Source organism: Rhodococcus sp. NPDC077669 (assembly GCF_040686915.1).
GTDB lineage: Bacteria > Actinomycetota > Actinomycetes > Mycobacteriales > Mycobacteriaceae > Rhodococcoides > Rhodococcoides fascians.
The window spans coordinates 1-21,165 of the sequence record NZ_JBFBMD010000023.1 but is presented as its reverse complement, the minus strand read 5'-3'; the positions used below and the strand labels follow the sequence as shown (position 1 = coordinate 21,165).

The 21,165-nt window shown below is 65.3% G+C and carries 23 protein-coding genes; 13 read left to right on the top strand and 10 right to left on the bottom strand.

What is annotated here, in order from left to right:
- Positions 1 to 255: 255 nt before the first annotated feature.
- The 4 genes from AB0P23_RS20525 to AB0P23_RS20510 are packed head-to-tail and all read left to right on the top strand — an operon-like array spanning position 256 to position 4,338.
- The gene (locus AB0P23_RS20525; protein ID WP_027498484.1) at positions 256 to 1,218 is read left to right on the top strand and encodes an ABC transporter ATP-binding protein; all 963 of its coding nucleotides are present in this window, start codon (positions 256 to 258) and stop codon (positions 1,216 to 1,218) included.
- The gene (locus tag AB0P23_RS20520; protein ID WP_027498483.1) at positions 1,218 to 1,988 is read left to right on the top strand and encodes an ABC transporter permease; all 771 of its coding nucleotides are present in this window, start codon (positions 1,218 to 1,220) and stop codon (positions 1,986 to 1,988) included. Before AB0P23_RS20525 ends, AB0P23_RS20520 begins: the two co-directional genes overlap by 1 nt.
- A 25-nt stretch (positions 1,989 to 2,013) precedes the next feature.
- The gene (locus AB0P23_RS20515; RefSeq protein WP_032401076.1) at positions 2,014 to 3,480 is read left to right on the top strand and encodes a M28 family peptidase; all 1,467 of its coding nucleotides are present in this window, start codon (positions 2,014 to 2,016) and stop codon (positions 3,478 to 3,480) included.
- Positions 3,481 to 3,516: 36 nt separating this feature from the next.
- The gene (locus AB0P23_RS20510) at positions 3,517 to 4,338 is read left to right on the top strand and encodes an adenylate/guanylate cyclase domain-containing protein (protein WP_032401075.1); all 822 of its coding nucleotides are present in this window, start codon (positions 3,517 to 3,519) and stop codon (positions 4,336 to 4,338) included.
- On the opposite strand, the gene thiD is transcribed toward AB0P23_RS20510, so the two are convergent.
- Complete coding sequence (gene thiD / locus AB0P23_RS20505; RefSeq protein ID WP_032365126.1) at positions 4,300 to 5,154, bottom strand: bifunctional hydroxymethylpyrimidine kinase/phosphomethylpyrimidine kinase; 855 nt, start codon at positions 5,152 to 5,154, stop codon at positions 4,300 to 4,302. The two genes, AB0P23_RS20510 and thiD, sit on opposite strands and share 39 nt — an antisense overlap.
- A gap of 301 nt (positions 5,155 to 5,455) precedes the next feature.
- Between thiD and AB0P23_RS20500 the strand changes: the two genes are divergently transcribed.
- Both AB0P23_RS20500 and AB0P23_RS20495 read left to right on the top strand, forming a co-directional pair.
- Positions 5,456 to 5,782: a GNAT family N-acetyltransferase gene (locus tag AB0P23_RS20500; protein WP_027498479.1), complete on the top strand. Its 327-nt coding sequence runs from the start codon at positions 5,456 to 5,458 to the stop codon at positions 5,780 to 5,782.
- 114 nt (positions 5,783 to 5,896) lie between these two features.
- Positions 5,897 to 6,253 carry a GNAT family N-acetyltransferase gene (locus AB0P23_RS20495; protein WP_045840626.1) on the top strand — a complete coding sequence of 119 codons (357 nt, stop codon included), beginning with the start codon at positions 5,897 to 5,899 and terminating at the stop codon, positions 6,251 to 6,253.
- Between the two features lie 16 nt (positions 6,254 to 6,269).
- On the opposite strand, the gene AB0P23_RS20490 is transcribed toward AB0P23_RS20495, so the two are convergent.
- Genes AB0P23_RS20490 through AB0P23_RS20480 form a run of 3 tightly spaced genes read right to left on the bottom strand, consistent with a single transcriptional unit; the run spans position 6,270 to position 8,664 of the window.
- Complete coding sequence (locus AB0P23_RS20490) at positions 6,270 to 7,070, bottom strand: exodeoxyribonuclease III (RefSeq protein WP_027498477.1); 801 nt, start codon at positions 7,068 to 7,070, stop codon at positions 6,270 to 6,272.
- An 11-nt stretch (positions 7,071 to 7,081) separates the two neighbouring features.
- A complete protein-coding gene (locus AB0P23_RS20485) occupies positions 7,082 to 8,026 on the bottom strand; it encodes a GNAT family N-acetyltransferase (RefSeq protein WP_045840665.1) in 945 nt (314 codons plus the stop codon).
- Positions 8,027 to 8,061: 35 nt separating this feature from the next.
- On the bottom strand, positions 8,062 to 8,664 hold the full coding sequence (locus AB0P23_RS20480; protein ID WP_027498476.1) for a peptide deformylase: 603 nt from the start codon (positions 8,662 to 8,664) through the stop codon (positions 8,062 to 8,064).
- A gap of 295 nt (positions 8,665 to 8,959) precedes the next feature.
- Here AB0P23_RS20480 and AB0P23_RS20475 point away from each other — a divergent pair, with 295 nt between their 5' ends.
- The 5 genes from AB0P23_RS20475 (at position 8,960) to AB0P23_RS20455 (ending at position 13,214) form a co-directional block, all read left to right on the top strand.
- On the top strand, positions 8,960 to 9,295 hold the full coding sequence (locus AB0P23_RS20475) for a DUF3263 domain-containing protein (RefSeq protein ID WP_032365130.1): 336 nt from the start codon (positions 8,960 to 8,962) through the stop codon (positions 9,293 to 9,295).
- 103 nt (positions 9,296 to 9,398) lie between these two features.
- Complete coding sequence (locus tag AB0P23_RS20470; protein ID WP_230593534.1) at positions 9,399 to 9,935, top strand: LytR C-terminal domain-containing protein; 537 nt, start codon at positions 9,399 to 9,401, stop codon at positions 9,933 to 9,935.
- Positions 9,936 to 10,031: 96 nt separating this feature from the next.
- Positions 10,032 to 10,754, top strand: a complete 723-nt coding sequence (locus AB0P23_RS20465; RefSeq protein WP_032365131.1) for a superoxide dismutase family protein — start codon at positions 10,032 to 10,034, stop codon at positions 10,752 to 10,754.
- Between the two features lies 1 nt (position 10,755).
- On the top strand, positions 10,756 to 11,886 hold the full coding sequence (locus AB0P23_RS20460) for a glutamate--cysteine ligase (protein WP_027498472.1): 1,131 nt from the start codon (positions 10,756 to 10,758) through the stop codon (positions 11,884 to 11,886).
- A 47-nt stretch (positions 11,887 to 11,933) separates the two neighbouring features.
- Positions 11,934 to 13,214, top strand: a complete 1,281-nt coding sequence (locus AB0P23_RS20455; protein WP_363799103.1) for a DUF5933 domain-containing protein — start codon at positions 11,934 to 11,936, stop codon at positions 13,212 to 13,214.
- Here AB0P23_RS20455 and mnhG read toward each other — a convergent pair.
- The 6 genes from mnhG to AB0P23_RS20425 are packed head-to-tail and all read right to left on the bottom strand — an operon-like array spanning position 13,180 to position 19,573.
- A complete protein-coding gene (gene mnhG, locus AB0P23_RS20450) occupies positions 13,180 to 13,521 on the bottom strand; it encodes a monovalent cation/H(+) antiporter subunit G (protein WP_032374729.1) in 342 nt (113 codons plus the stop codon). The two genes, AB0P23_RS20455 and mnhG, sit on opposite strands and share 35 nt — an antisense overlap.
- Complete coding sequence (locus tag AB0P23_RS20445; protein WP_032401073.1) at positions 13,518 to 13,775, bottom strand: monovalent cation/H+ antiporter complex subunit F; 258 nt, start codon at positions 13,773 to 13,775, stop codon at positions 13,518 to 13,520. The genes mnhG and AB0P23_RS20445 overlap by 4 nt, the downstream gene beginning before the upstream one ends.
- Positions 13,772 to 14,419, bottom strand: coding sequence for a Na+/H+ antiporter subunit E (locus tag AB0P23_RS20440; RefSeq protein ID WP_032401072.1), 648 nt, complete (start codon positions 14,417 to 14,419; stop codon positions 13,772 to 13,774). The genes AB0P23_RS20445 and AB0P23_RS20440 overlap by 4 nt, the downstream gene beginning before the upstream one ends.
- Positions 14,416 to 16,059: a Na+/H+ antiporter subunit D gene (locus AB0P23_RS20435; protein ID WP_027498466.1), complete on the bottom strand. Its 1,644-nt coding sequence runs from the start codon at positions 16,057 to 16,059 to the stop codon at positions 14,416 to 14,418. The genes AB0P23_RS20440 and AB0P23_RS20435 overlap by 4 nt, the downstream gene beginning before the upstream one ends.
- Positions 16,056 to 16,727 carry a Na(+)/H(+) antiporter subunit C gene (locus tag AB0P23_RS20430; protein WP_032401071.1) on the bottom strand — a complete coding sequence of 224 codons (672 nt, stop codon included), beginning with the start codon at positions 16,725 to 16,727 and terminating at the stop codon, positions 16,056 to 16,058. The genes AB0P23_RS20435 and AB0P23_RS20430 overlap by 4 nt, the downstream gene beginning before the upstream one ends.
- Positions 16,724 to 19,573, bottom strand: a complete 2,850-nt coding sequence (locus AB0P23_RS20425) for a Na+/H+ antiporter subunit A (protein WP_032401070.1) — start codon at positions 19,571 to 19,573, stop codon at positions 16,724 to 16,726. The genes AB0P23_RS20430 and AB0P23_RS20425 overlap by 4 nt, the downstream gene beginning before the upstream one ends.
- A 248-nt stretch (positions 19,574 to 19,821) precedes the next feature.
- Here AB0P23_RS20425 and AB0P23_RS20420 point away from each other — a divergent pair, with 248 nt between their 5' ends.
- Entirely contained in the window at positions 19,822 to 20,232 is a 411-nt protein-coding gene (locus tag AB0P23_RS20420) for an NUDIX domain-containing protein (protein ID WP_363799098.1), read from the top strand.
- A 60-nt stretch (positions 20,233 to 20,292) separates the two neighbouring features.
- Positions 20,293 to 21,045, top strand: a complete 753-nt coding sequence (locus AB0P23_RS20415) for an isocitrate lyase/phosphoenolpyruvate mutase family protein (RefSeq protein ID WP_032365137.1) — start codon at positions 20,293 to 20,295, stop codon at positions 21,043 to 21,045.
- Positions 21,046 to 21,165 lie beyond the last annotated feature (120 nt).

Below are 21,165 nucleotides of genomic sequence, written 5' to 3'. Positions count from 1 at the left end.
GCGGCGCGGCCCTTTGTGTGGTGCTGCGTATTTCGCAAACGCGAGCGCGTTTGCGAAACGCGCGCAGAATAGTGGCGAAAATGAGGGCGAATCCCCGCGCATCTGGCAAACGCGCGCGCATTTGCGGCTGCGCTCAGGCGACCGCGTGCCCCAGCCAGGCCTCGGCTGTCTCAGGGTCTGTGTCATCCAAAAGGATGATGCAAGTCGCGACTGTGGGGCGATGTGGACACGCCGTCGATCGGGGACAGTTGTCCCATGATCGAAGTGACAGGACTGACCAAGCAGTACGGAGCGGTGACGGCGGTCGACAACCTCACCTTCACCATCAAACCCGGCATCGTGACCGGCTTTCTCGGACCGAACGGTGCGGGTAAGTCCACCACGATGCGAATGATTCTCGGGCTCGACCGCCCCACCTCGGGGACGGCGACCATCGAGGGCAAGAGCTACAGCCACCTGAAGCAGCCACTGCGTACCGTCGGCGCTCTGCTCGACGCCAAGTGGGTGCACCCCAACCGGTCTGCGCGTGCGCATCTGGAATGGATGGCCGCGTCCAACGGCATCCCCAAGTCCCGCGTCGACGAGGTGCTGCGGCTGGTGGGCTTGTCCGAGGTCGCGAAGAAGAATGCGGGCGGATTCTCGCTCGGCATGTCGCAGCGGCTCGGTCTCGCCGGCGCTCTTCTCGGTGACCCCAAGGTGTTGCTGTTCGACGAACCGGTCAACGGACTCGATCCCGAGGGCATCGTCTGGATCCGAAAGTTCATGCAGCGCTTGGCAGCCGAGGGCCGCACGGTCCTGGTGTCGAGCCACCTGCTCTCGGAGATGGCGCAGACGGCCGAACACCTCATCGTCATCGGACGCGGCAAGCTGATCTCGGATTCCTCGGTGCAGGAATTCATCGACCATGCCTCCGAGGCCTCGGTACGCGTGCGCAGCCCACAACTCGACGGCCTGCGTCAGGTGCTGACCACCGCCGGGCTCACGGTGCGTGAGCCGGACAAGTCCGACGAACTGCAGCCCTCGCTCGTCGTGCTGAACTCCACCACCGACGCGATCGGTGACCTCGCCGGCCGGGCCGGAATCACATTGCACGAGTTGGCCTCTCAGCGCGGCTCGCTCGAGGAAGCATTCATGAAACTCACCGGAGACACAGTGCAATATCACGGCTCGGGAGCCGAAGACCAGAACACTCAGCAAGCAATGGGCGGTGCACTCTGATGGGCGTCTTGGCAGCAGAAAGAATCAAGTTCACCTCGACCAAGTCGCCGTGGTGGTGCAGCGCGATCGTGGTGGTCTTCGGCCTCGGGTTCGGAGCCATCCTGGGTTGGGCCGCAAAGACCGCCGTCGGCCCGGATGCGCCGGAAGGTCTGCCACCGACCACCGCATACGACGTCGTCGGCAGCGGCGTCGGCGGACTCGGCATCATGGTGCTGATGATCCTCGGTGCACTCACCGTCACCAGCGAATACCGCTTCGGCCTGATCCGAACCACGTTCCAGGCGATCACCAACCGGGCCTCGGTGCTCGGTGCGAAGGCACTGATCGTCGGCGTGTACGGGGCAGTGCTGTCGTTGGTTCTCGCCTTCGGCGCGTTGTTCCTGGCCAAATCCATCGCCGGTGAGGAAGCCGGCGCATTGCTGAGCTTCGACGTCGACGGCACCTGGCGCGTCGTCTACGGCACCGCAATTCTGGCGTTCGTGCAGATCGTTCTGGCCGTTGCCGTGGGTGCGCTGATTCGCCAGTCCGCCGGTGCCATCGCCGTGTTGTTGTTGTGGCCGTTGCTCATCGAGAACCTCGTCGGGATCATCCCGAAGGTCGGCGAGAAGATTCAGCCGTTCCTGCCGTTCAAGAACGCCGACCATTTCCTCGGCGGATCCGCGGGAACGGACTTCCACTGGGGACCCGTCGGCAGCCTGATCTACTTCGTCGTCTTCACCGCGGTGATCTTCGGAGTGGCAGTGTTCGTCGTCAATCGCCGGGACGCCTGACACCTGCCTGGGTAGGGTGTCCGCTATGCGGATTTCCTTGCTTGCAGGTAGCGCCGTCACTGTCCTGATTCTGGCCGGTTGCTCGTCCTCCTCCGGTACAGGGGACGAGGAACCGGCCAGAGTTTTCGCGACACCCGACGGGGCCGGACTGTCGGAAGCGGTCACCGAGGATGCCCTCGTCGGGCACCTGCAGGAATTAGAGGACATCGCCGCCGCGCACGACGGTAACCGCGCGGCCGGGACTGCCGGATACGACGCGAGTGTCGATTACGTTGTCTCCCAACTGGAATCGGCCGGATTCGACGTCACCACTCCCGAATTCGATTTCGACACCTTCGAGGCGCAGACGCAAACCCTCTCGCTCGCGGGCACCGAGATTCCGGTGTTCGCGCTCAGCTACTCGCCCACCACGTCCGCCGAGGGGATCACCGCACGCGTCGTCGGCGCTCCCGCCGGGGCAGACGGGTGCGAGGCAGCCGATTACGCCGGTCTCGACCTGACGGGAGCGGTGGCAGTCGTGCCGCGAGGGGTGTGCCCGTTCGGTGCGAAGCAGACCGTCGCCGCCGAATTGGGTGCGGCAGCAGCGATCATCGTCAACAACGAACCCGGACCACTGGATTCGGGAACGCTCGGTGATTCCGAGACCGCGAAGATTCCGACCGGCGGTGTCAGCCAGGAGGACGGGGCAGCGGTCCTCGCGGCCCCCGAGGTCACGCTGACTCTCGTCACGACGACCGAGTCGACCACGAGCCGCAACATCATCGCGCAGACCACCACCGGCTCGACCGAGAACGTGGTGGTCGCGGGTGCCCACCTCGACAGCGTCCCCGAGGGCCCGGGCATCAACGACAACGGCACCGGCACCTCCGCCGTGCTCGAGACTGCTCTGCAGATGGGCAGTGCACCCGAGGTGACCAACGCGGTCCGGTTCGCATTCTGGGGTGCCGAGGAGAACGGGCTCGTCGGTTCGACCAAGTACGTCGAGGGCCTGTCCGACGAGGACAAGCGAAACATCGCGCTGTACTTGAACTTCGACATGATCGGCTCGCACAACCCCGGCTACCTCGCCTACGACGGCGACGACTCCGACCAGGTCGGTGAGCCCGCGGGACCGGCCGGATCCGACGCCATCGAGCGTACGTTCGTCGAGCATTTGGCGGCCGACGGTATCGCCGTCGACGGTACGGATTTCGACGGTCGATCCGACTACGGGCCGTTCATCGAGGTCGGCATCCCCGCAGGCGGCGTCTTCAGCGGCGCGGACGAGAACAAGACTGCCGAGCAGGCCGCGAAGTGGGGCGGCACGGCCGATCAGACGTTCGACGAGAATTACCACACCGATCAGGACACCCTGGCGAACGTCGACCGCGCGGCGCTGGCGAAGAACGGTGCCGCCGTGGCATACGGCATCGGTGTCTACGCGCAGTCGGTGGAAGGCCCCAACGGAGTACCGGTCGGGGCTGCGCGCGAGGCCGCACGCGCCGAAGGGTAAGGGAAGTATGTGTAACCGTGAGTTACGCTCGATGCTGTGAACGCAGTCGTCTCCTCGGTGGTGGAGTGGGTCCGCACCACCAACCGAGCGCCCACCGTCGTCGGGGCGGTTCGGCGTGTGCGTCGCGCATTACCCGGTGACCCCACGTTCGGTGATCCGCTGTCGATCGACGGTCCGGGACGCGCACTGGCCGTCGCGCGCGTGGCGGATCGGTTCCTGGCAGCGAACGGACTCGACGACGAACCGGGTGCCTCCCGCGAACTCGGCCTCGGTGCCCTGCAGGTGTGGCAGGCCATCCTCGAGCGAGCCGGCCGGGGCCGCGGCGACGAGGACGTCACGATCGTCTTCACCGATCTCGTCGGATTCTCGTCGTGGTCACTGCGCGCCGGCGATACCGCCACATTGACGTTGCTCCGTAAAGTCTCCAAAGCCGTCGAACCCGAGGTCGTGTCCCGCGGCGGTCACGTCGTGAAACGGCTGGGCGACGGCATCATGGCCGTGTTCGCCGACGCAGGCAAAGCCGTGGACGCCGTATTCGCGGCGCGTGAGGCCCTCACCAGCGTGGACGTCGACGGCTACACCCCGACGATGCGCGTCGGAATCCACACCGGAAGCCCGCGTCAGGTCGGTTCCGACTGGCTCGGTGTCGACGTCACCGTCGCAGCGCGGGTCATGCAGACCGGCGGAAACGGCAACATCATGATCTCGGCCGCCGCACTCGACGCCGTGTCACCGGAGGTGCTCGACGCGTTGCACGTGGTCGCCAAGCCTTATCGGCGCAGCTTCTTCGCTCCGAAGATCAAGGGCGCACCCGACGACCTACGCATCCTCCGACTCGTGCAGTCGCCACAGCGGTGACACCGGGCCGTGGCCCGCACCGAGGTCGTAGGACGCGGCCAGGCAACGGGTGACCCATTCCTTGCCGAACGCTACCGCGTCGGGCATCGAGTATCCGTGGGCCAGCGCCGACGCGATCGAGGCCGCGAGGGTGTCGCCGCCGCCGTGATCGTTGCCGGTGTCGATGCGTTCGCTGGTGAATTCGAGGAAGGTGTCGCCGTCGAACAGTAGATCGGTGCTGTGGGTCGAGGTGCGGAGGTGACCGCCCTTGACCAGGGCCCATTGCGCGCCCAATCCGTGCAGCGCCTCGGCGGCGCGACGCGCGCCGGCGTCGTCGACGACATCGATGCCGGTGATCAACCGAACCTCGTCGAGGTTGGGAGTCACCAGCGAGGCGATGGGAAACAGCGTGTGCCGGATGGCGTCGAGCGCCTCGGCGTGCAGTAGGGGGTCACCATGCATGGACGCGCACACCGGGTCGACGACGAGCGGCACCGGGTGGTCGCGGCCGATACCCACCTCGGTGCACACGGCCGTGACCGCCTCGATGATCGCGGTGGACGCCAGCATCCCGGTCTTCGCTGCGCCGACGCCGATGTCCGATACCACCGAGCGAACCTGAGCCGCGACGATCTCCGGCGGGATCTCGTGGAAGCCCGTCACGCCGACGGTGTTCTGGACCGTCACCGCCGCGACGGCAACACATGCGTGCACGCCCAACATGGCCATCGTGCGACTGTCCGCCTGGATTCCGGCACCGCCGCCGGAGTCGGTTCCGGCGATCGTCAGCGCGCGGACGGGAGTCTCGCCGTTGGGCGTGAGCGGTAGGAACTTCACGAGAGACGACAGTACCGGCGGGCCGCGATCGGCAGGGTCTCGGCAGGCGAGCCGCCGGAGGTGAATGTTGGTGAAAACATGGTGACACTTTGAATGTTGTTGTATCACAACGCCGCACGGGGACACTTATGAGCTGTACCAGCATCCGGTTCGGGATCGATGGACAAACCTACGCATCCGAAGGTTTGTTGGTAGAAAAGGTGACAGACCCACCTCGCGCATGTTTAATAGTGGTGCACGTCACATACCGTCTCGGTTCCGAAGTTCCTCCACCACTCCACACCCAGCAAAGGAGGCGTCCATGCTTGCGAGTTCTCCCAGTGCTGATGTCTCGATCAACAAAGACCAGAATCGCTTCGAGCTTCGACTGAACGGCGACCTCGTCGGCATCGTCGGATTCTTCGAAGTCGAAGGAAACGGAGCCCGTGCGACACGCACGCATGTCGTCTCCTTCATGCACACCGTCGTCACCGAGGACTTCGGTCATCAAGGCTTGGCCGGCATTCTGGTTCGCCGCGCCCTCGACAGCGCGCGGTCCTACGGCTGGAAGGTCAAGCCGGTCTGCACCTACGTCCAGCGCTTCGCGGCGGCCAACCCCGAGTACAACGACATGCTCGTCGCTCTCTGAGTACTTGCACTGCCCGGCCGGTCACGCCACGGCTGGTTACGTAAAGGACTCGACTCGGCGTCGATCGGTGCACTTTCCCCGCGACACTCGAGCAACTCTGGTCTCATAAGTGACATGAGTCACATCATTCACCGCCGCTCCGACGCGGCGATTCCGGTCGAGCGCCCCTCGGTCCGCATCGAGGACAACGCCGATCACAACAGATTCGATCTGTTCGTCGACGACGATCTCGTCGGCATCCTCGGCTATCGGTTCGGCGATGGCGACGACGCAGCCGGCGACGAATCGGTCGTCGCGCTGATGCACACGGTCGTCAAAGAGGAATACGGCGACCGCGGCTGGGCAGGAGTGCTCGTGCGCGCATCGCTGAACACCGCGCGCGACCGCGACTGGCGCATCGTGCCGATCTGCACCTACGTCCGTCGCTACCTGGCGCAGCACCCGGAGTTCTTGGACCTGGTCGTCGAATAGCAGAGACGGCCGCGGCTCAGCCGATCTCCACGATCACCGGAGCATGATCGCTGGCACCCTTGCCCTTACGCTCCTCGCGATCGATCGATGCGCCGGTCACGCGAGCCGTCAGGGCAGGTGAGGTCAACGCCATGTCGATACGCAGACCTTGTTTCTTCGGAAATCTGAGCTGGGTGTAGTCCCAGTACGTGAACGTCCTGGGCTCGGGAGTGAACTGCCGCGTCACTTCGGTGAAACCGGCCTCGGAGAATGCCGCGAAGGCATCACGCTCCGGCTGCGAGGTGTGAGTCTTGCCCTCGAACAGGGCGGGATCCCACACGTCGTCGTCGGTGGGAGCGATGTTCCAGTCGCCGACGAGCGCGATCTGCGCCTGTGGGTCCGCCGCCACCCACGCCTGCGCGTCGGCCTTCAGTGCCGCGAGCCACTCGAGCTTGTAGGTGTAGTGCGGATCGGCGAGCTCGCGGCCGTTCGGCACGTACAGGCTCCAGATGCGCACCCCGTTGCAGGTCGCTCCGATGGCTCGGGCCTCGTCTGCGGCCTCGACCTCGGGATCCTTGCTGAACCCGGGCTGGTCCTCGAAGCCGGCCTGCACGTCGTCCAAGCCGACGCGCGACGCGATCGCCACGCCGTTCCACTGACTGAGCCCGACGTGGGCAACCTCGTAGCCGATCTCGGTGAACCGCTCGTACGGAAACTGTGCGTCCTTGCACTTGGTTTCCTGCATCGCCAGCACGTCGACGTCGGATCGCTGCAACCAATCGACGATTCGATCCTGCCGAGAGCGGACGGAGTTCACATTCCAGGTAGCAAAGCGCACGGGAAGGAACCCTATAGAACGCGTCCGACAGGCTCGCGGCCGATCGTGTCGTCCGGGCGCGCGTAGCGATAGCGGTGATGCTCGCCGAATCCCAGATCGCGGTAGAGCGCCTGGGCATCGGTGTTGTCGACGGCCACCTGAAGGTATGCGTGCGTGGCGCCGTTCTCGCATCCCCACCGCACCAGCTCGCCGCACATCAGCGTGCCGAGACCGTTGCGGCGATGCTCGGGGGACACCCAGAGCGCGGTCAAGCCCACCCACGACCGACCGTCCGGGGCCGCGGTGACGGCGGCTCGGCCCACTGCGATCGATCCGACTCCTGCGTTCCCGATCGCGCCGAAACCGAGGGTTCCGTTGCGCACCGCCGAGACCACCTCGGCAGCACCCGTCGTCGCCTCTCGGCCTTGGTAGCGCAGAGAACTCAACCAGTCGGCGGTCGGTTCGGGGGTGACGGTGACAGGCGAGTCGCCCTCGCGTAGAACCAGATTCGAGATATCCGCCGCCATGACGACGGTCTCGTTGAACGTCGACCAACCGGCCGGTGCGGTCGCGAGACGGTCGGGGAGGGCGAGGATCGGCGTCAGTCCTCGTGCGTCGTATCGGGCGGAGATCGCGGCCACCGTCTCGGAATCTGCTGCTGCGCCGGGCTCGAGAGGCACCGCCGAATTGGCGCGCCCGGTGAAGCCGTGCCCGAAACGCAACTGCCAGCCGGTGATCCACTCCTGTTCGACACCCGGCCACCCGTCGGCCGCGGCCGCCTCGAGAGCCCGAATCTCCGAGGTGCGAACAGGTTTGGGGCCCAACGGCTTCAAGGCCACTATGCGATCGGCGGCCACCTGCACCAGAGCGCCGTCCTTGGCGCGGACCGACACCGCGACCGCGTCGGCCGACACCAATTCCCCGATGACGTCCGTCATCGGATGGGTGTGGCCGGGTGGCAGTCGGTACCGCAGCATCACCCGCGTCCCCGGCGGAACGGTCACGGCAGCGATCAGTCCTCGTCCTCGTCGTCGTGGCCGAAGGGGTCGTCGACGGTGCCCGGCACCCAGCTGAGGCCGGGGACGCCCCACCCGGAGCGCTTGATCGCCTTCTTCGCCGCTCGCGCGTGGCGACCGATGAGCACATCGGTGTAGAGGAAGCCGTCGAGGTGACCCACCTCGTGCTGCAACATCCGGGCGAAGAACCCGCGGCCCTCGATGTCCACCGGATCGCCGTTGGCGTCGGTACCGGTCACTCGCGCCCAGTCGGCCCGACCGGTGGGGTACTGCTCACCGGGGACCGAGAGGCACCCCTCGTCGTCATCGTCGGGGTCGGGCATCGTCTCGGGAATTTCGGACGTCTCGAGCACCGGGTTGACGACCTCTCCGCGGCGGCGGAAAACCTTGCCGTCCGCGCCCTGGTCGGGGCAGTCGTAGATGAACAGACGCTTACCGACGCCCACCTGGTTCGCCGCCAGTCCGACGCCGTTGGCGGCCGCCAACGTCTCGTACATGTCGGCGATCAGCTCGGCGAGCTCGGCCGGCGACTCGGTGACGGGATCGGTCGCAGTGTGGAGCACCGGATCGCCGACGATCCGGATGGGAAGAATTGCCATGGTCGACAAGGATAGTGGGTGACGCCCGGCCCACCCACCGGCCCGTCGGGAGCGGAGCCGGTGGACGAGTGTCGCACCGACGGTTCGGTCGTCGACGAACACGCCACGCGCGAGTACCTCGCGGGAGCCGGGTCCGGGCGGTCGAACGTGGTTGAATGATCCCCGAAGTACAACTGTGTAATTCGCTCGAAGTTCGGTCGGTACTCGTACGGGTGCCGGCAGCACTGGGGGAAGCAGATTTCCTCGGGGTCGGTTGTCGCACGGGCCCAGGGGAGTCGAGAAGTCGAGGAGTGGGATGGACGGCGCAGCAGCGCGTGACTCGAACCAGTCTCAGCAACCGGGATCGGACGGCTCTCACGATCCGAACGAAGTCGGTGCGGACGGCTTGAGCCGACGAGAGCACGACATCCTGTCCTTCGAGCGCCAGTGGTGGAAGTACGCCGGGGCCAAGGAAGAGGCGATCAAGGAACTCTTCTCCATGTCGGCAACCCGCTACTACCAGATCCTCAACGCGTTGGTGGATCGTCCCGAAGCCCTTGCCGCAGACCCGATGCTGGTCAAGCGACTGCGCCGTTTGCGTGCGAGCAGGCAGAAGGCCCGCGCCGCACGTCGGCTCGGTTTCGACGTCTGATCCCCCGCGCCGGGTTTCGACTCTGCCGAGAGATGTTGCTCCCTGGGGAAGGTGCAAGCTCCGTTAAAAAGGTCTCGATCGACGGTCGGCTAGGGTCGAGTACGTGAGCAGCCCCAACCCGGAACAGACCGGGCCACCCCTCCGTGCCCTGGCCATGGTGCTGATCTCGCTCGCGATCCTGTTCGCAGCGGTCGGTGCACTGTCTCTGACCGGCTCCGATTCCGAGGATGCCGCCGCAGAGGCGCCCGCTGCCGCGACGACGACGGCTGCCGCTCCGGTCGCGCAAGCTCCCGGTACCCAAGCTCCCGCCGCGCAGGCTCCTGCCGCGTCGTCGACCACGTCCTCCGCGGCAACCACCTCTCGCGCCGCCGCCGATGTCGAGGTGCGCGTGCTCAACAACTCCAACGTCTCCGGGCTCGCCGCCGGCACTGCGAGCACACTCACCGCCAAGGGCTGGACGGTCGCCGAGACCGGCAACTTCAGCGAAGCCCAGTTCGCCCAGACCGCGGTGTACTACGGCACCGACACCGGTGAGCAGCAGGCAGCGCAGACGATCGCCACCCAACTCGGCATTCCGGCCGAGCCCAAACCGAGTTCACTCGAATCCACCGCGGGTGTCGTCGTCATCGTGACGCAGTAACTCGCCGGCATGACAACCTGTCCGGTTCGGCCGAATCGGTCGGCACGTTATGATTTTGCAAGCCCTTCACCCTGCCCGAAAGAGGAGCACTCTTCGATGGACCTGTTCAAGCGACGCACTGCTGCGACCCGCTCTTTGCGTTACGTGGCCCCGGTCCTCGCGATCGCCGCTCTCGGGCTCTCCGCCTGCAGCAACGGCGAGGTCGCGTCCGACACACCCGGCACGGTGCCGCCGGTGTGGACCGGTGAAGCAGACCCGTCCGCGGCCGCAGTCGCCGGTGACGGTCGGGCAGAGAGTGGCTCGGAAGGCAGCTCCGAGAACATGATCGAGGGCGTGCTCCGCAACGCGTCCGGTGCCGAGGTGGGCACCGTGTCGTTCGCGTCGGAGGGCGAGAAGCTCACCGTCACGGCCGAGGTCGAGAACATGACGCCGGGCTTCCACGGCTTCCACGTCCACACCGTCGGGGCCTGCGAGCCCAACTCGGTGGCACCTACCGGCGGTGAGCCGGGCAACTTCCTCTCTGCGGGTGGTCACCTGCAGGTCGACGGACGCACCGAACACCCCTCCAGCGGCGACCTGTCGTCGATCCAGGTGGGCGAGGACGGCACGGGCCGCCTGGTCACCACCACCGATGCGATCACGCTGGACGACCTGCGCGCCGGTGGTGCCGGAACGTCGGTCATCGTGCACGAGGGCGCAGACAACTTCGCCAACATCCCGCCGCGGTACACGTTGCCCGACGGTGCTGCGGTACCCGACATGGCGACCCTGATGACCGGTGATGCCGGTGCTCGGGCGGCGTGCGCGGTACTGAAGTAGTTTGAACGCTCCCCGGATCGACTTCGCGAGTTCTCCGCGACCCACGCTCGGCGTGGAGTGGGAAATTGCGCTGGTTGACAAGAGCACGCGGGATCTCGTCAACTCCGCCGAGGCAGTCATGGACGGCGTTCGTGACCTCGCCGGAGACACGCCTCGGGTGACGAAGGAACTGCTGCGCAACACCGTCGAACTCGTCACCGGAGTGTGCGAGAACGTCGGGGAGGCCATGGAGGACCTCGGCGGCTCGTTGGACCTGGTGCGCCGAGCCGCGGATCCTCTGGGGATCGATCTGTTCTCGGCCGGGACGCACCCGTTCGCGGAATGGTCGACGCAGCAGCTGACCAGCTCCCCGAGCTACGACGAGCTCATCGCGCGTACCCAGTGGTGGGGCCGACAGATGCTCATCTGGGGCGTGCACGTCCACGTCGGGGTGTCCTCTCCCGACAAGGTCTTTCCCATCCTCAACTCGTTGCTGCTGCAATACCCGCATCTGTTGGCACTGTCGGCGTCGTCGCCGATCTGGGCGGGCAACGACACCGGATACGCCAGCAACCGAGCACTGATGTTTCAACAGTTGCCGACGGCCGGTCTGCCGTTTCAGTTCGACGACTGGTCGCAGTTCGAGGGATTCGTTCGTGATCAGCTCAAGACCGGCGTCATCGAGCAGCTCGGGGGCATGCACTGGGACATCCGCCCGGCTCCGAAGTGGGGAACCATCGAGGTTCGGGTGTGCGACGGCGCATCGACCAAGCGTGAACTCGCGGCCCTCGTCGCGTTGACGCACTGCCTGATCGTGCATCTCGACGAACGACTCGAAGCAGGCGAGACCCTGCCGACGATCCCGCCGTGGCACGTCCAGGAGAACAAGTGGCGAGCTGCCCGGTACGGCCTCGACGCCGAGATCATTCTCGACGCCGACAGCAACGAGCGGCTGGTCACCGATGATCTGCACGACTTACTGGAGAAGTTGACTCCGACGGCGGTCCGGTTGAATTGCGTCGACGAGCTTGCCGCGGTGGCCGACATTCCCCGCCTCGGTGCCTCGTATCAACGCCAGCGTGCAGTGGCCGCGAAATCCGGCGGCGATCTACGTGCCGTCGTGGAGTCGTTGGTCACCGATCTCCAATCGTGACCCTCTGTATTTAATTTTGTGTTCACTCAGCGTTTACGATCAACGGCGTGCTGCAGGGGGACGTCGAGAGCGTCGAGGTCGATGCGACACGTGAGGACTCTGTTCGTCCTCTGATCGTCGGTGCGGTCCTTGTCGCAGCGTTTCTGCTGACGCTGCAGGTCGTCGCGTGGAAATGGAACTTCCCCGGCCCGTTGCCGAGCATGTGGAACGACATGTTCGGAACACCGAAGTCGATGTCGCTGCCGTGGGCGGCGCTCGTCCTGGCCACGGTAGGTCTGAACAGCTCGTCCCGCCTGCGCGTACTGGCCGTCGCTGCCGCGCTCGATGCCGTCGTACTGGGCGGCCGGTATCTGTTGGATGTGCCACCGACCGTCGGGAACGGGCCGTCGCTGGTGCTGGTCGCGCTCGCGTTCCATGTCGTCCGGCGCCATGACGCTCGGGCGATGCGCGGCGTCGCCCTCGGCGCACTGTTGCTGCTCGCGACCAAGGCCGGCGATGCCTGGTTGCACATCACGACCTTGGTCCGGCCCTACGTTCTCGACGAATACGCATACGCCTCCGATCATGCGCTGGGAAATCCGTCCTGGGTGCTCGGCAGCATTCTGGACCGACTCGGCCCGGTCGCCGAGGGAACGCTGCACTGGATCTACATTCAGCTCCCCGTCGCGGCGATCATCGTTGCGCTGTACCAACTGCGTGGGGTCGCCGCGGGGTCAGCGTGGCCGAGACACTTCCTGTTCCGCACGTTCCTGCTCATCGGACTCGTCGGACCGGTGTTCTACCTGCTGTTCCCGGTGGTGGGCCCGATGTTCGCGTTCGAGTCGTGGCCGACGCAGTCGGTTTCGCTCTCGGGCAGCCTCGGCGAGATCCCGTTCGACTCGCAGACGCCGCGCAACTGCATGCCGAGCCTGCACACCGCGTGGGCTCTGAGCATCTTCATCCATTCCCGACGCGGCCCCTGGTGGCTGCGCACCGGCGGCACACTGTGGCTGTTGGGAACACTGGCTGCGACGCTCGGATTCGGTTACCACTACGGCGTCGACCTGGTGGCGGGCGCGGTCCTGTGCCTCACCATCGAATCTTTGCTGCGCGACCCGGAACGGGGATGGGACCGCGACCGGATCACGCTGGTGACCTACGGTTGCGTCGCGATGGCCGCCCTACTGCTGAGCTACCGCTACCTCGCCGAGGAATTCGCCGCGAACCCACTGGTGTTCGGTCCGCTCGTGCTCGGAATCCTGATCGGTATGGCGTTCGGATTCCATACCGCGTTCTTCGCCGATCGCTCGCGCTTCACTGATCGGGTTCGTTCGGTTCCATCTCGTTGACGATGAGCAGGCCGTCGCGCCCGCGCTGTTCCCGGTAGGCGACGCGTCCCACGGTGTGCGCAATCACCGGAGCAGTGACGAGAGTGAAGATGCCGACCAGCACCAGCATCCAGATGTCGACATTGCCGCGCAGGCTGATGATCGCGCCGACCAACACCATGATCAACCCGACCACCTGCGGCTTTGTGGCCGCGTGCATGCGCGAGAGGGTATCGGGAAAGCGAACGATGCCCACGGCGGCCGTGAAGGCCAGCAGAGCCCCCAACAGGATGAAGGTCGAGGCAATGACCTGGGCAATCGTGCTCATTCGTCCCTCACCCGGAATCGTGCGATGCTGACCGACCCGACGAAGCTGACCAGCGACAGCGCGACGATGGCTGGTACCAGCGTGGTGTCGCGGCTGTAGACGGCCCAGACGGCGAGGCCACACATGGAGACGGCAAGAATCGTGTCCATGGCCACGAGCCGGTCGAGCGTGCTGGGGCCGTCGAGCAGTCGGAACGCGGTGAGGATCGCGGCGGCGATCAGGAGGACGCCGGCTATTGCGAGAACAACGGTCACGACCAGTCCCCCTTCCTCTTGTCGTCGGTCTTCTTGTCGTCCCGAGGAGCGTCCGAATCGGCTTCCACGGGGTCGTCACCGAGCACCCCGTGGTACCGCTCGTACTCCTGGTAGTGCAGGGGGCTGGGCTTCCAGTCGGAATCACGCTCGAAGCCGGCGATGAACAGCTTCTCCAGATGCCGGACGTAGGCGTAGAAGCCGTCGACTGCCTTCTGGGTACCCATGTCCAGCACGTGCACGTACAACAGGCGTCGGGTGCGATCGATCTCGAGGACCATCGTGCCCGGGACGAGATTCATCGCGTCGACGAAGAGGGTGAGCACCAGATCGGACTTGATGGCGATGCGGCAGCGCAGCACACCGGTGACCGGCGGTGCCTTCGGGCGGATCGCCAACCACGCCACACTGACACTGGATTCGGCTGCGTAATAGAGAAATACGACTGCGAGCTTTACGAGCGAGAACACGTGGATGCGTCCCTCGACCGGCACCCGCGGCAACGGCAACAGCACCATGATGAGCAGGCCGACCGCGAGTCCGCCGAGGATGTTGGCCGCAGAGACGTTGCCCCACAACAGAACCCAGATAGCCGTCAACCATCCCAGTGTCCAGATTCGCAGCAGGAAGGAACGGTTCATCTTCATCGGGTGCCCTCCTCGTCTGCGCGTGCCTGTTCGTAGGCCTGATCGCCGACGAACTCGGCTCCACGCACCGCGTCGATGTACACCGAGCGATCCCGCAGATCCGCCGCCGCCCGATCGCTGATGTCGATGATGCGCCCGGCGAACACCGTCATCGCCAAACCGACGACGACCAGGCCGATCGTCGGGATCAACATGAAGGCGGGCATCCGGCCCACATCCTCGCGGTCACCGAACTGGATGTCCGAGGAATCGTCGAGCAGGGCAGAGGGGCTGTTGTCCGCGAGGTCGCCTTCCGGTGCGTCGGCGCGGGCTCGCCAGAACGCCTTGGTCCAGACGCGAGCAACCACGTAGAGCGTCAGCAGGCTGGTGACAGTGCCGCCGGCCACGAGCAACCAGGCCAGTACGCTGCCCTGGTCGCTGCCGGCCTGCAGCAGGGCGACCTTGCCGATGAACCCCGAGAACGGTGGAATACCACCGAGATTGAGGGCCGGCACCAGGAAGACGATGGCCAGCACCGGGCTGGCCGCGGCCAATCCGCCGAGCCGTCGCAGTGACGACGAACCGGCCTGACGTTCGATCAGGCCGACGACGAGGAACAGGGTCGTCTGCACCAGAATGTGGTGGGCCACATAGTAGATCGAGCCGGACAGTCCCGATTGAGTCGACAGCGCGACGCCGAAGATCATGTAGCCGATGTGGCTGACCAGAGTGAACGAGAGCAGTCGTTTGATGTCGCTCTGTGCGATGGAGCCGAGGATGCCGACGAGCATCGTCAGCAGGCCGCAGACCATCAGCACGTTGTCGAGTGAGCCGTCCGGGAACAGCAGCGTGTGCGCGCGAATGATGGCGTAGACACCGACTTTCGTCAGCAAGCCGGCGAACACCGCGGTGACCGGAGCCGGGGCTGTGGGGTATGAGTCGGGCAGCCACGTGGACAGCGGGAACACCGCGGCCTTGATGCCGAACGCAACCAGCAACACCGCGAAGATGGCCGTACGAGTGCCGGACGGGATGTCGTCCATCCGCACTGCGATGTGGGCCAAGTTCAGTGTTCCGGTGGCGCCGTAGACCAATGCGATGCCGATCAGGAAGATCAGCGAGGAGACCATCGAGACCATCACGTAGGACACGCCGGCGCGGACCCGGTCGGCACTCGCACCGAGCGTCAGCAACACGAACGAGGCGGCGAGCAGTACCTCGAAGCCGACGAACAGATTGAACAGGTCGCCGGCGAGAAACGCGTTGCAGACGCCTGCGGTCAAGGCCAGATAGGTGGGCAGGAAGATCGAGACTGGCTGATTCTCGCTGCCGTCGCGGATGCCCTGGCCGATCGAGTACACCATGACCGCGAGCAACACGATCGACGAGACGACGAGCATCATCGCCGACAGCCGGTCCACCACCAGCGAAATGCCCAGTGGTGAATCCCAGCCGCCGACCTGCAGTGCGCTGGTCCCATCGCGATCGGCGAGGTAGAGCATCATCGACGAAATCGCGACCACCGCGGTCAGCGCGGCGAGAGTGATGAAACGCTGCGCGCGGGGGCGACGTCCCAGCACCAGCGTCAGTGCCGCGGCGAGCATCGGGATGAGCACGGGCAGCGGCGTCAGGGCATCGATCACGCCCGGGGAGATCGTCACTTGTCGTCTCCCTTCGTGTCGTCGGAGCTGGAGTCGTCGGTGCTGGAGTCGTCGGTGCTGGGGTGCTCCGGTCGGCTGTCGTCTTTCTCGGCCGTGTCGAGTCCGTCGAGACCGCGGAGCTGGGGGTTGTCGTCGTCGTTGTCGAAGTCGCCGTCGTGCAGATCCTCGTAGCACTCCAGGTCTTCGAGGTTCCTGATCTGCTCGAGCGGGATCGGATTGCCCTTCGAGTCGAAAGCGTCGCCGCCGAAGCTCGGCTCACCGGTGACCGGGTCGTCGGAACGGTCGCGGTCCGGTGCTTCGGCCATCGAACGGCGCTGGGAGACCTTGGTGTCCTCGGGGTCGTTCTCGAGGTCGTCCTTGGTGTTGAGCGTGAACGATCGATACGCCAGCGCGAGCACGAAGGCGGCGATACCCATGGTGATGACGATCGCCGTCAGGATCATGGCCTGAGCCAGCGGATCGGCCATGTTCTGGTGCAGCGAGTTGTCTCGACCGACGATAGGCGGGGTACCTGCCGGGCCGCCGACGGTGAGCAGCAACAGATTGACTCCGTTGCCGAACAGCAGCAGACCGAGCAGCATCTTGGTGATGCTGCGTTCGAGCAGCAGGTACACACCCGATGCGACGAGAACGCCGACGATGACGAGCATTCCGACATCTGCGGTCATCGGGCACTCACTCGGCCTTGGCTCTGCATTTCCACCTGTGCGTCGAGACGCGCGCCGAGACTGCGGAGCACGTCGAGTACCAACCCGACCACGATGAGATAGACACCGAGGTCGAAGAACAATGCGGTGACCAGCTTGATGTCACCGAGAATCGGCAGTGTCACTTCCAACGTCGCCGACGACAGTGCCGGAGCGCCGAGGAACATCGACGCCACCGCCGTGCCGGCCGCGAAGATCAACCCGAGACCCAGGATCTTGCCTGCGTCGATCGGGACCGCTTCACCGAGCTCGTACCGGCCGCCGGCGAGATACCGCAGCACCAGCGCGAGGCCCGCCGTCAGACCACCGGCGAAACCGCCGCCGGGGGCATTGTGTCCGGAGAAGAAGAAGTAGATCGACAGCACCATGATCGTCGGGAAGATCAACCGCGTCGTGACCTCGAGAATCAACGAACGATGCCGCGGATCGATCAGATCGCCGCCGAGCAGCCACGTCGTCTCCGCCGCGTCGTTCGTGTCCGAGGACGATGCGGGGGCGTCGGACACCCGCGGAGCGCTGCCGAACCGGCGGTTGCGGAACACCAGGCTGGCCACGCCGGTCGCGGCGACGAGGAGTACGCAGATTTCGCCGAGTGTGTCCCAGGCGCGGATGTCGACGAGGATCACGTTAACAATGTTCTTGCCGTCGCCGAGCTCGTACGCGGCCTCGGGGAACTGCAGTGAGACCGGCGCGGCACTGCGGGCGTTCATCGCGAACGCGCCGAGCACGCTGACGGTCGCTCCGACGGCGACGGCGAGTGCGGCGCGGGGGCCACGCGAACCCGCCGAGCCCCGGTCGTCGACCTCGGCCGGTAGCTTGCGCAGCACCAGCACGAAGACCACGAGGGTCAGCGTCTCGACGAGGAACTGAGTCAGGGCGAGGTCGGGTGCACCGTGGATGGCGAAGATGACGCCGCAGCCGTATCCGGTGAGTCCGACGAGGATGACGCTGGCCAGACGGTTGCGCATCACTGTTGCGCCGAGGCCACCCGCGATCATGATCACTCCGATGACCAACTGCAGCGGGGTGTTCCAGAGGGTGTACTCCAGGCCTGGCTTCTGCCCGACGAGCAACACGATGATCGGCAGCAGCACCAGGGTCAGCAAGATGGTGCCCTGGGTGAGGGGGAGCGAACCGCGCTGCGTGGTGCCGGTGAGGCGGATGGACAGGGTGTCCATGAACTTGAGCACGTTGTCGTAGATGCGGTCTGCGTTGCCGAGCGGGGGATGCTCGAACTTGAGTCGGTTGACCACCCGATGTGCGATGAACAGCCCGACGCCGCCGGTGACGACGACGACGGTCAACGCCAGCGGCAGGTTGAACCCGTGCCACAACGCCAGGTGGTAAGGCTCCTGCCCGTACGACGGCAGGGTTCGGGCGTAGGGACTGACGATGTGGTCGACGACCGAGGACGTGAATCCGGCGATCAGACCCAGAACGGCGAGGAACGCGGGCGCGGCGAGGAACAAAGCGGAGGGTGCATGCATTGCTCTGACGGACGGGCTCGGACGCTTGAGCTGTTTGCGGGCGAACGCGCCCCAGACGAACCGAATGCTGTATGTGACTGTCAGAATCGAGCCGATCACCAGGCCTGCGACGACGACAGCCGCGACCGTGGGGTCGAGCGTCGGAGTGCTGATCACGGCCGACAGGGCTGTTTCCTTGCCGACGAACCCGATCATCGGTGGTAGTCCGGCCATGCTCGCCGCCGCGAGCGCTGCAATGGCGGCGAGCCACGGGGCCTTCTTGCCCAGGTGGGCGAGCTTACGAATGTCTCGAGTGCCGGTGGTGTGGTCGATGATGCCGACCACCATGAACAGGGTGGCCTTGAACATCGCGTGCGCGATCACCATCGTCAGACCGGCCAGCATGGCCTTCTCGGATCCGATGCCGACCAGGACCATCAGGAAGCCCAGCTGGCTGACCGTGCCGAACGCCAGAATGAGCTTGAGGTCGAAGGCACGGAGTGCTCTCCAGCCGGCCAGAATCATCGACAGCAATCCGAGGCTGATGACCGTGGCGCGCCACGGACCGGAGTCCGCGAAACCCGGAGCGAGACGCGCGACCAGGTAGATACCGGCCTTGACCATCGCGGCGGCGTGCAGGTACCCACTGACCGGTGTCGGCGCGGCCATGGCACCGGGCAGCCAGAAGTGCATCGGCACGATGGCCGATTTACTCAGTGCGCCGATGAGGATCAACACGATCGCCACTCCGGGCAGCCAGCCGCCCGGGGCGTTCGCGACGACGTCGGACAGGTTGTACGACCCAGCGGCCTGGCCGAGGACGATGATGCCCACCAGCATCGCCAGACCACCTGCGGTGGTGACGAGCAGAGCCTGCGTCGCGGCGCGCCGACTCGACGCGCGTTCTGCATAGTGGCCGACCAGCAGGAACGACAACACCGTCGTGATTTCCCAGAAGATGTAGAGCACGAGCATGTTGTCGCTGGTGATCAGACCGAACATGGCTCCGGAGAACGCGACCATCTCGGCGGCGAACAGGCCCAGCCTGGGCTCGTCGTCCTCGAAGTAGCGCGCGCAGTACAGCAGGATCAGCGAACCGATGCCCAGAACGAGCAACGACATGATGGCGGCGAGCGAATCGAAGCGCATGTCGATGTCCATCGACAGGCCGGGAACCCATTCGATGTGCAGCTTCTGGTCGGTGTTCCAGTTGCCGAACACCCAGATCAGGCTGAGCAGTGGCACCAGGGCCAAAGGGAAGAATGCAGTACGTCCCCACCATCGGACGAGAAGCGGCGCGAGCAGCGCGGCGGCGGCGTGCGCAAGAAGAATAGAGAGCAAAAATCACTCCGTCGTCTCGGTCGCCTCGGCTTTCGGGCCGGGGCGGTGGTCGTAGGGCGGCGATGAGTAGGGTCGTGAAATTGTGTGTGAAATCGACCTGGGTCTCCGAAGACTCGGTCTTTGAGAAATAGCGGACCGACCACCGAACGGTGGCGGGCACGTTTGTCGGTTTCCATCCTACTTTGCGTGGTCGACGGCGTGCCATGCGGTACAAACCGGACGTTTCCGATAGAGAGAGTCGATCGTCGATGAGTAATTCGAAACCCATTCGCACCGCCGGTCTTGCCTACGTTCGCCACCGCCGCATGCTTCAGACGCGGTCGACGGGCAAATCTGCCTTCTACATGGCCGGCGGCAAGATCGATCCCGGCGAGTCGCCCGAGCAGGCGCTGCACCGCGAGATCAGGGAAGAACTCGACGCCGCGGTCATCGACGTTCGGCTGCTCGGAGTATTCGAGTGCCAGGCCTGGGGCCATCCGATGGGCACCCCGCTCGAGATCACGTGTTTTCTCGCCGATCTTGCCGACGAGCCGACGCCGACCAGCGAGATCGCCGAGATTCGGTACTTCACTCGCGACGAGTACGCCGCCATGCCCGATGTCGCCCCGGGGTCGTTGATGGTGTTCGACCGAATGAAGGCCCTCGATTTGATCGACTGAAGCGCGTATGTTGGACGTGGGAGAACGTACGTTCTCCACAACCGCCGCGAAGGAGTCTCCATGACCGACCTGTCCCAGAAGGCCACCACCCTGCTCGAGCTGCACCAGCCGGGCAACCCGGTCGTCCTGCCGACCGTATGGGACGCCTGGTCCGCCAACCTCGCCGTGTCCGCCGGCTTCACTGCACTGACCGTCGGCAGCCACCCCGTCTCCGACTCGATCGGCAAGCCGGACAACGAGGGCATCACCTTCGACGAACTGCTCACCCGCATCTCCCAGATCTCCGCCGCCGTGGACGCACCGCTCTCGGTCGACATCGAGTCCGGCTACGGAGAAGACCCCAAGCGCCTGATCGACGGACTGATCTCCGCCGGAGCCGTCGGCCTCAACATCGAGGACACCGTCCACAGCGAGGGCGGCCGACTTCGTGAAGCACAGGAACACGCCGACTTCGTCGGAGCCCTCCGCGCGGCATCCGACGCCACCGACGTCCACGTCGTCATCAACGCTCGCACCGACCTGTTCGTCAAGCAGATCGGTGACGAGAACGATCGCGTCGACCGCGCCATCGCACGCCTGAAACTGGCCGCCGCTGCCGGTGCCGACTCGCTCTACCCCGTCGGCTTCCACAACGACGACGACTACAAGCGTCTCGCCGAAGAACTCCCGCTGCCCATCAACGCCATCGCCAACCCCGCCGAGGGCGACCTCTCGCACTTCGCTTCCCTCGGCGTCGGTCGCATCAGCTTCGGCCCGATCTTCCAGATGGTGCTCGCCAAGCGCGCCGAAGAAGTTCTGGCCCGCTGGAAGTGAGAGCGGCTGCGCCGCATGTGAGTGAAACTTCGTAGCCTGCTACGTGTTCAGTCTGGGGACATATGAGACACGAGATGTCCACGGACATGTGACACACGGGCTGTGATGATGCTGCGGGGC

Bases quoted from the DNA above. Each gene is read 5' to 3' on its own strand.
- AB0P23_RS20525 (WP_027498484.1), top strand. From the start codon at position 256: ATGATCGAAGTGACAGGACTGACCAAGCAGTACGGAGCGGTGACGGCG.
- AB0P23_RS20520 (WP_027498483.1), top strand. From the start codon at position 1,218: ATGGGCGTCTTGGCAGCAGAAAGAATCAAGTTCACCTCGACCAAGTCG.
- AB0P23_RS20515 (WP_032401076.1), top strand. From the start codon at position 2,014: ATGCGGATTTCCTTGCTTGCAGGTAGCGCCGTCACTGTCCTGATTCTG.
- AB0P23_RS20500 (WP_027498479.1), top strand. From the start codon at position 5,456: ATGCTTGCGAGTTCTCCCAGTGCTGATGTCTCGATCAACAAAGACCAG.
- AB0P23_RS20495 (WP_045840626.1), top strand. From the start codon at position 5,897: ATGAGTCACATCATTCACCGCCGCTCCGACGCGGCGATTCCGGTCGAG.
- AB0P23_RS20485 (WP_045840665.1), bottom strand. From the start codon at position 8,026: ATGCTGCGGTACCGACTGCCACCCGGCCACACCCATCCGATGACGGAC.
- AB0P23_RS20480 (WP_027498476.1), bottom strand. From the start codon at position 8,664: ATGGCAATTCTTCCCATCCGGATCGTCGGCGATCCGGTGCTCCACACT.
- AB0P23_RS20475 (WP_032365130.1), top strand. From the start codon at position 8,960: ATGGACGGCGCAGCAGCGCGTGACTCGAACCAGTCTCAGCAACCGGGA.
- AB0P23_RS20465 (WP_032365131.1), top strand. From the start codon at position 10,032: ATGGACCTGTTCAAGCGACGCACTGCTGCGACCCGCTCTTTGCGTTAC.
- mnhG (WP_032374729.1), bottom strand. From the start codon at position 13,521: ATGAGCACGATTGCCCAGGTCATTGCCTCGACCTTCATCCTGTTGGGG.
- AB0P23_RS20440 (WP_032401072.1), bottom strand. From the start codon at position 14,419: ATGAAGATGAACCGTTCCTTCCTGCTGCGAATCTGGACACTGGGATGG.
- AB0P23_RS20430 (WP_032401071.1), bottom strand. From the start codon at position 16,727: ATGACCGCAGATGTCGGAATGCTCGTCATCGTCGGCGTTCTCGTCGCA.
- AB0P23_RS20420 (WP_363799098.1), top strand. From the start codon at position 19,822: ATGAGTAATTCGAAACCCATTCGCACCGCCGGTCTTGCCTACGTTCGC.
- AB0P23_RS20415 (WP_032365137.1), top strand. From the start codon at position 20,293: ATGACCGACCTGTCCCAGAAGGCCACCACCCTGCTCGAGCTGCACCAG.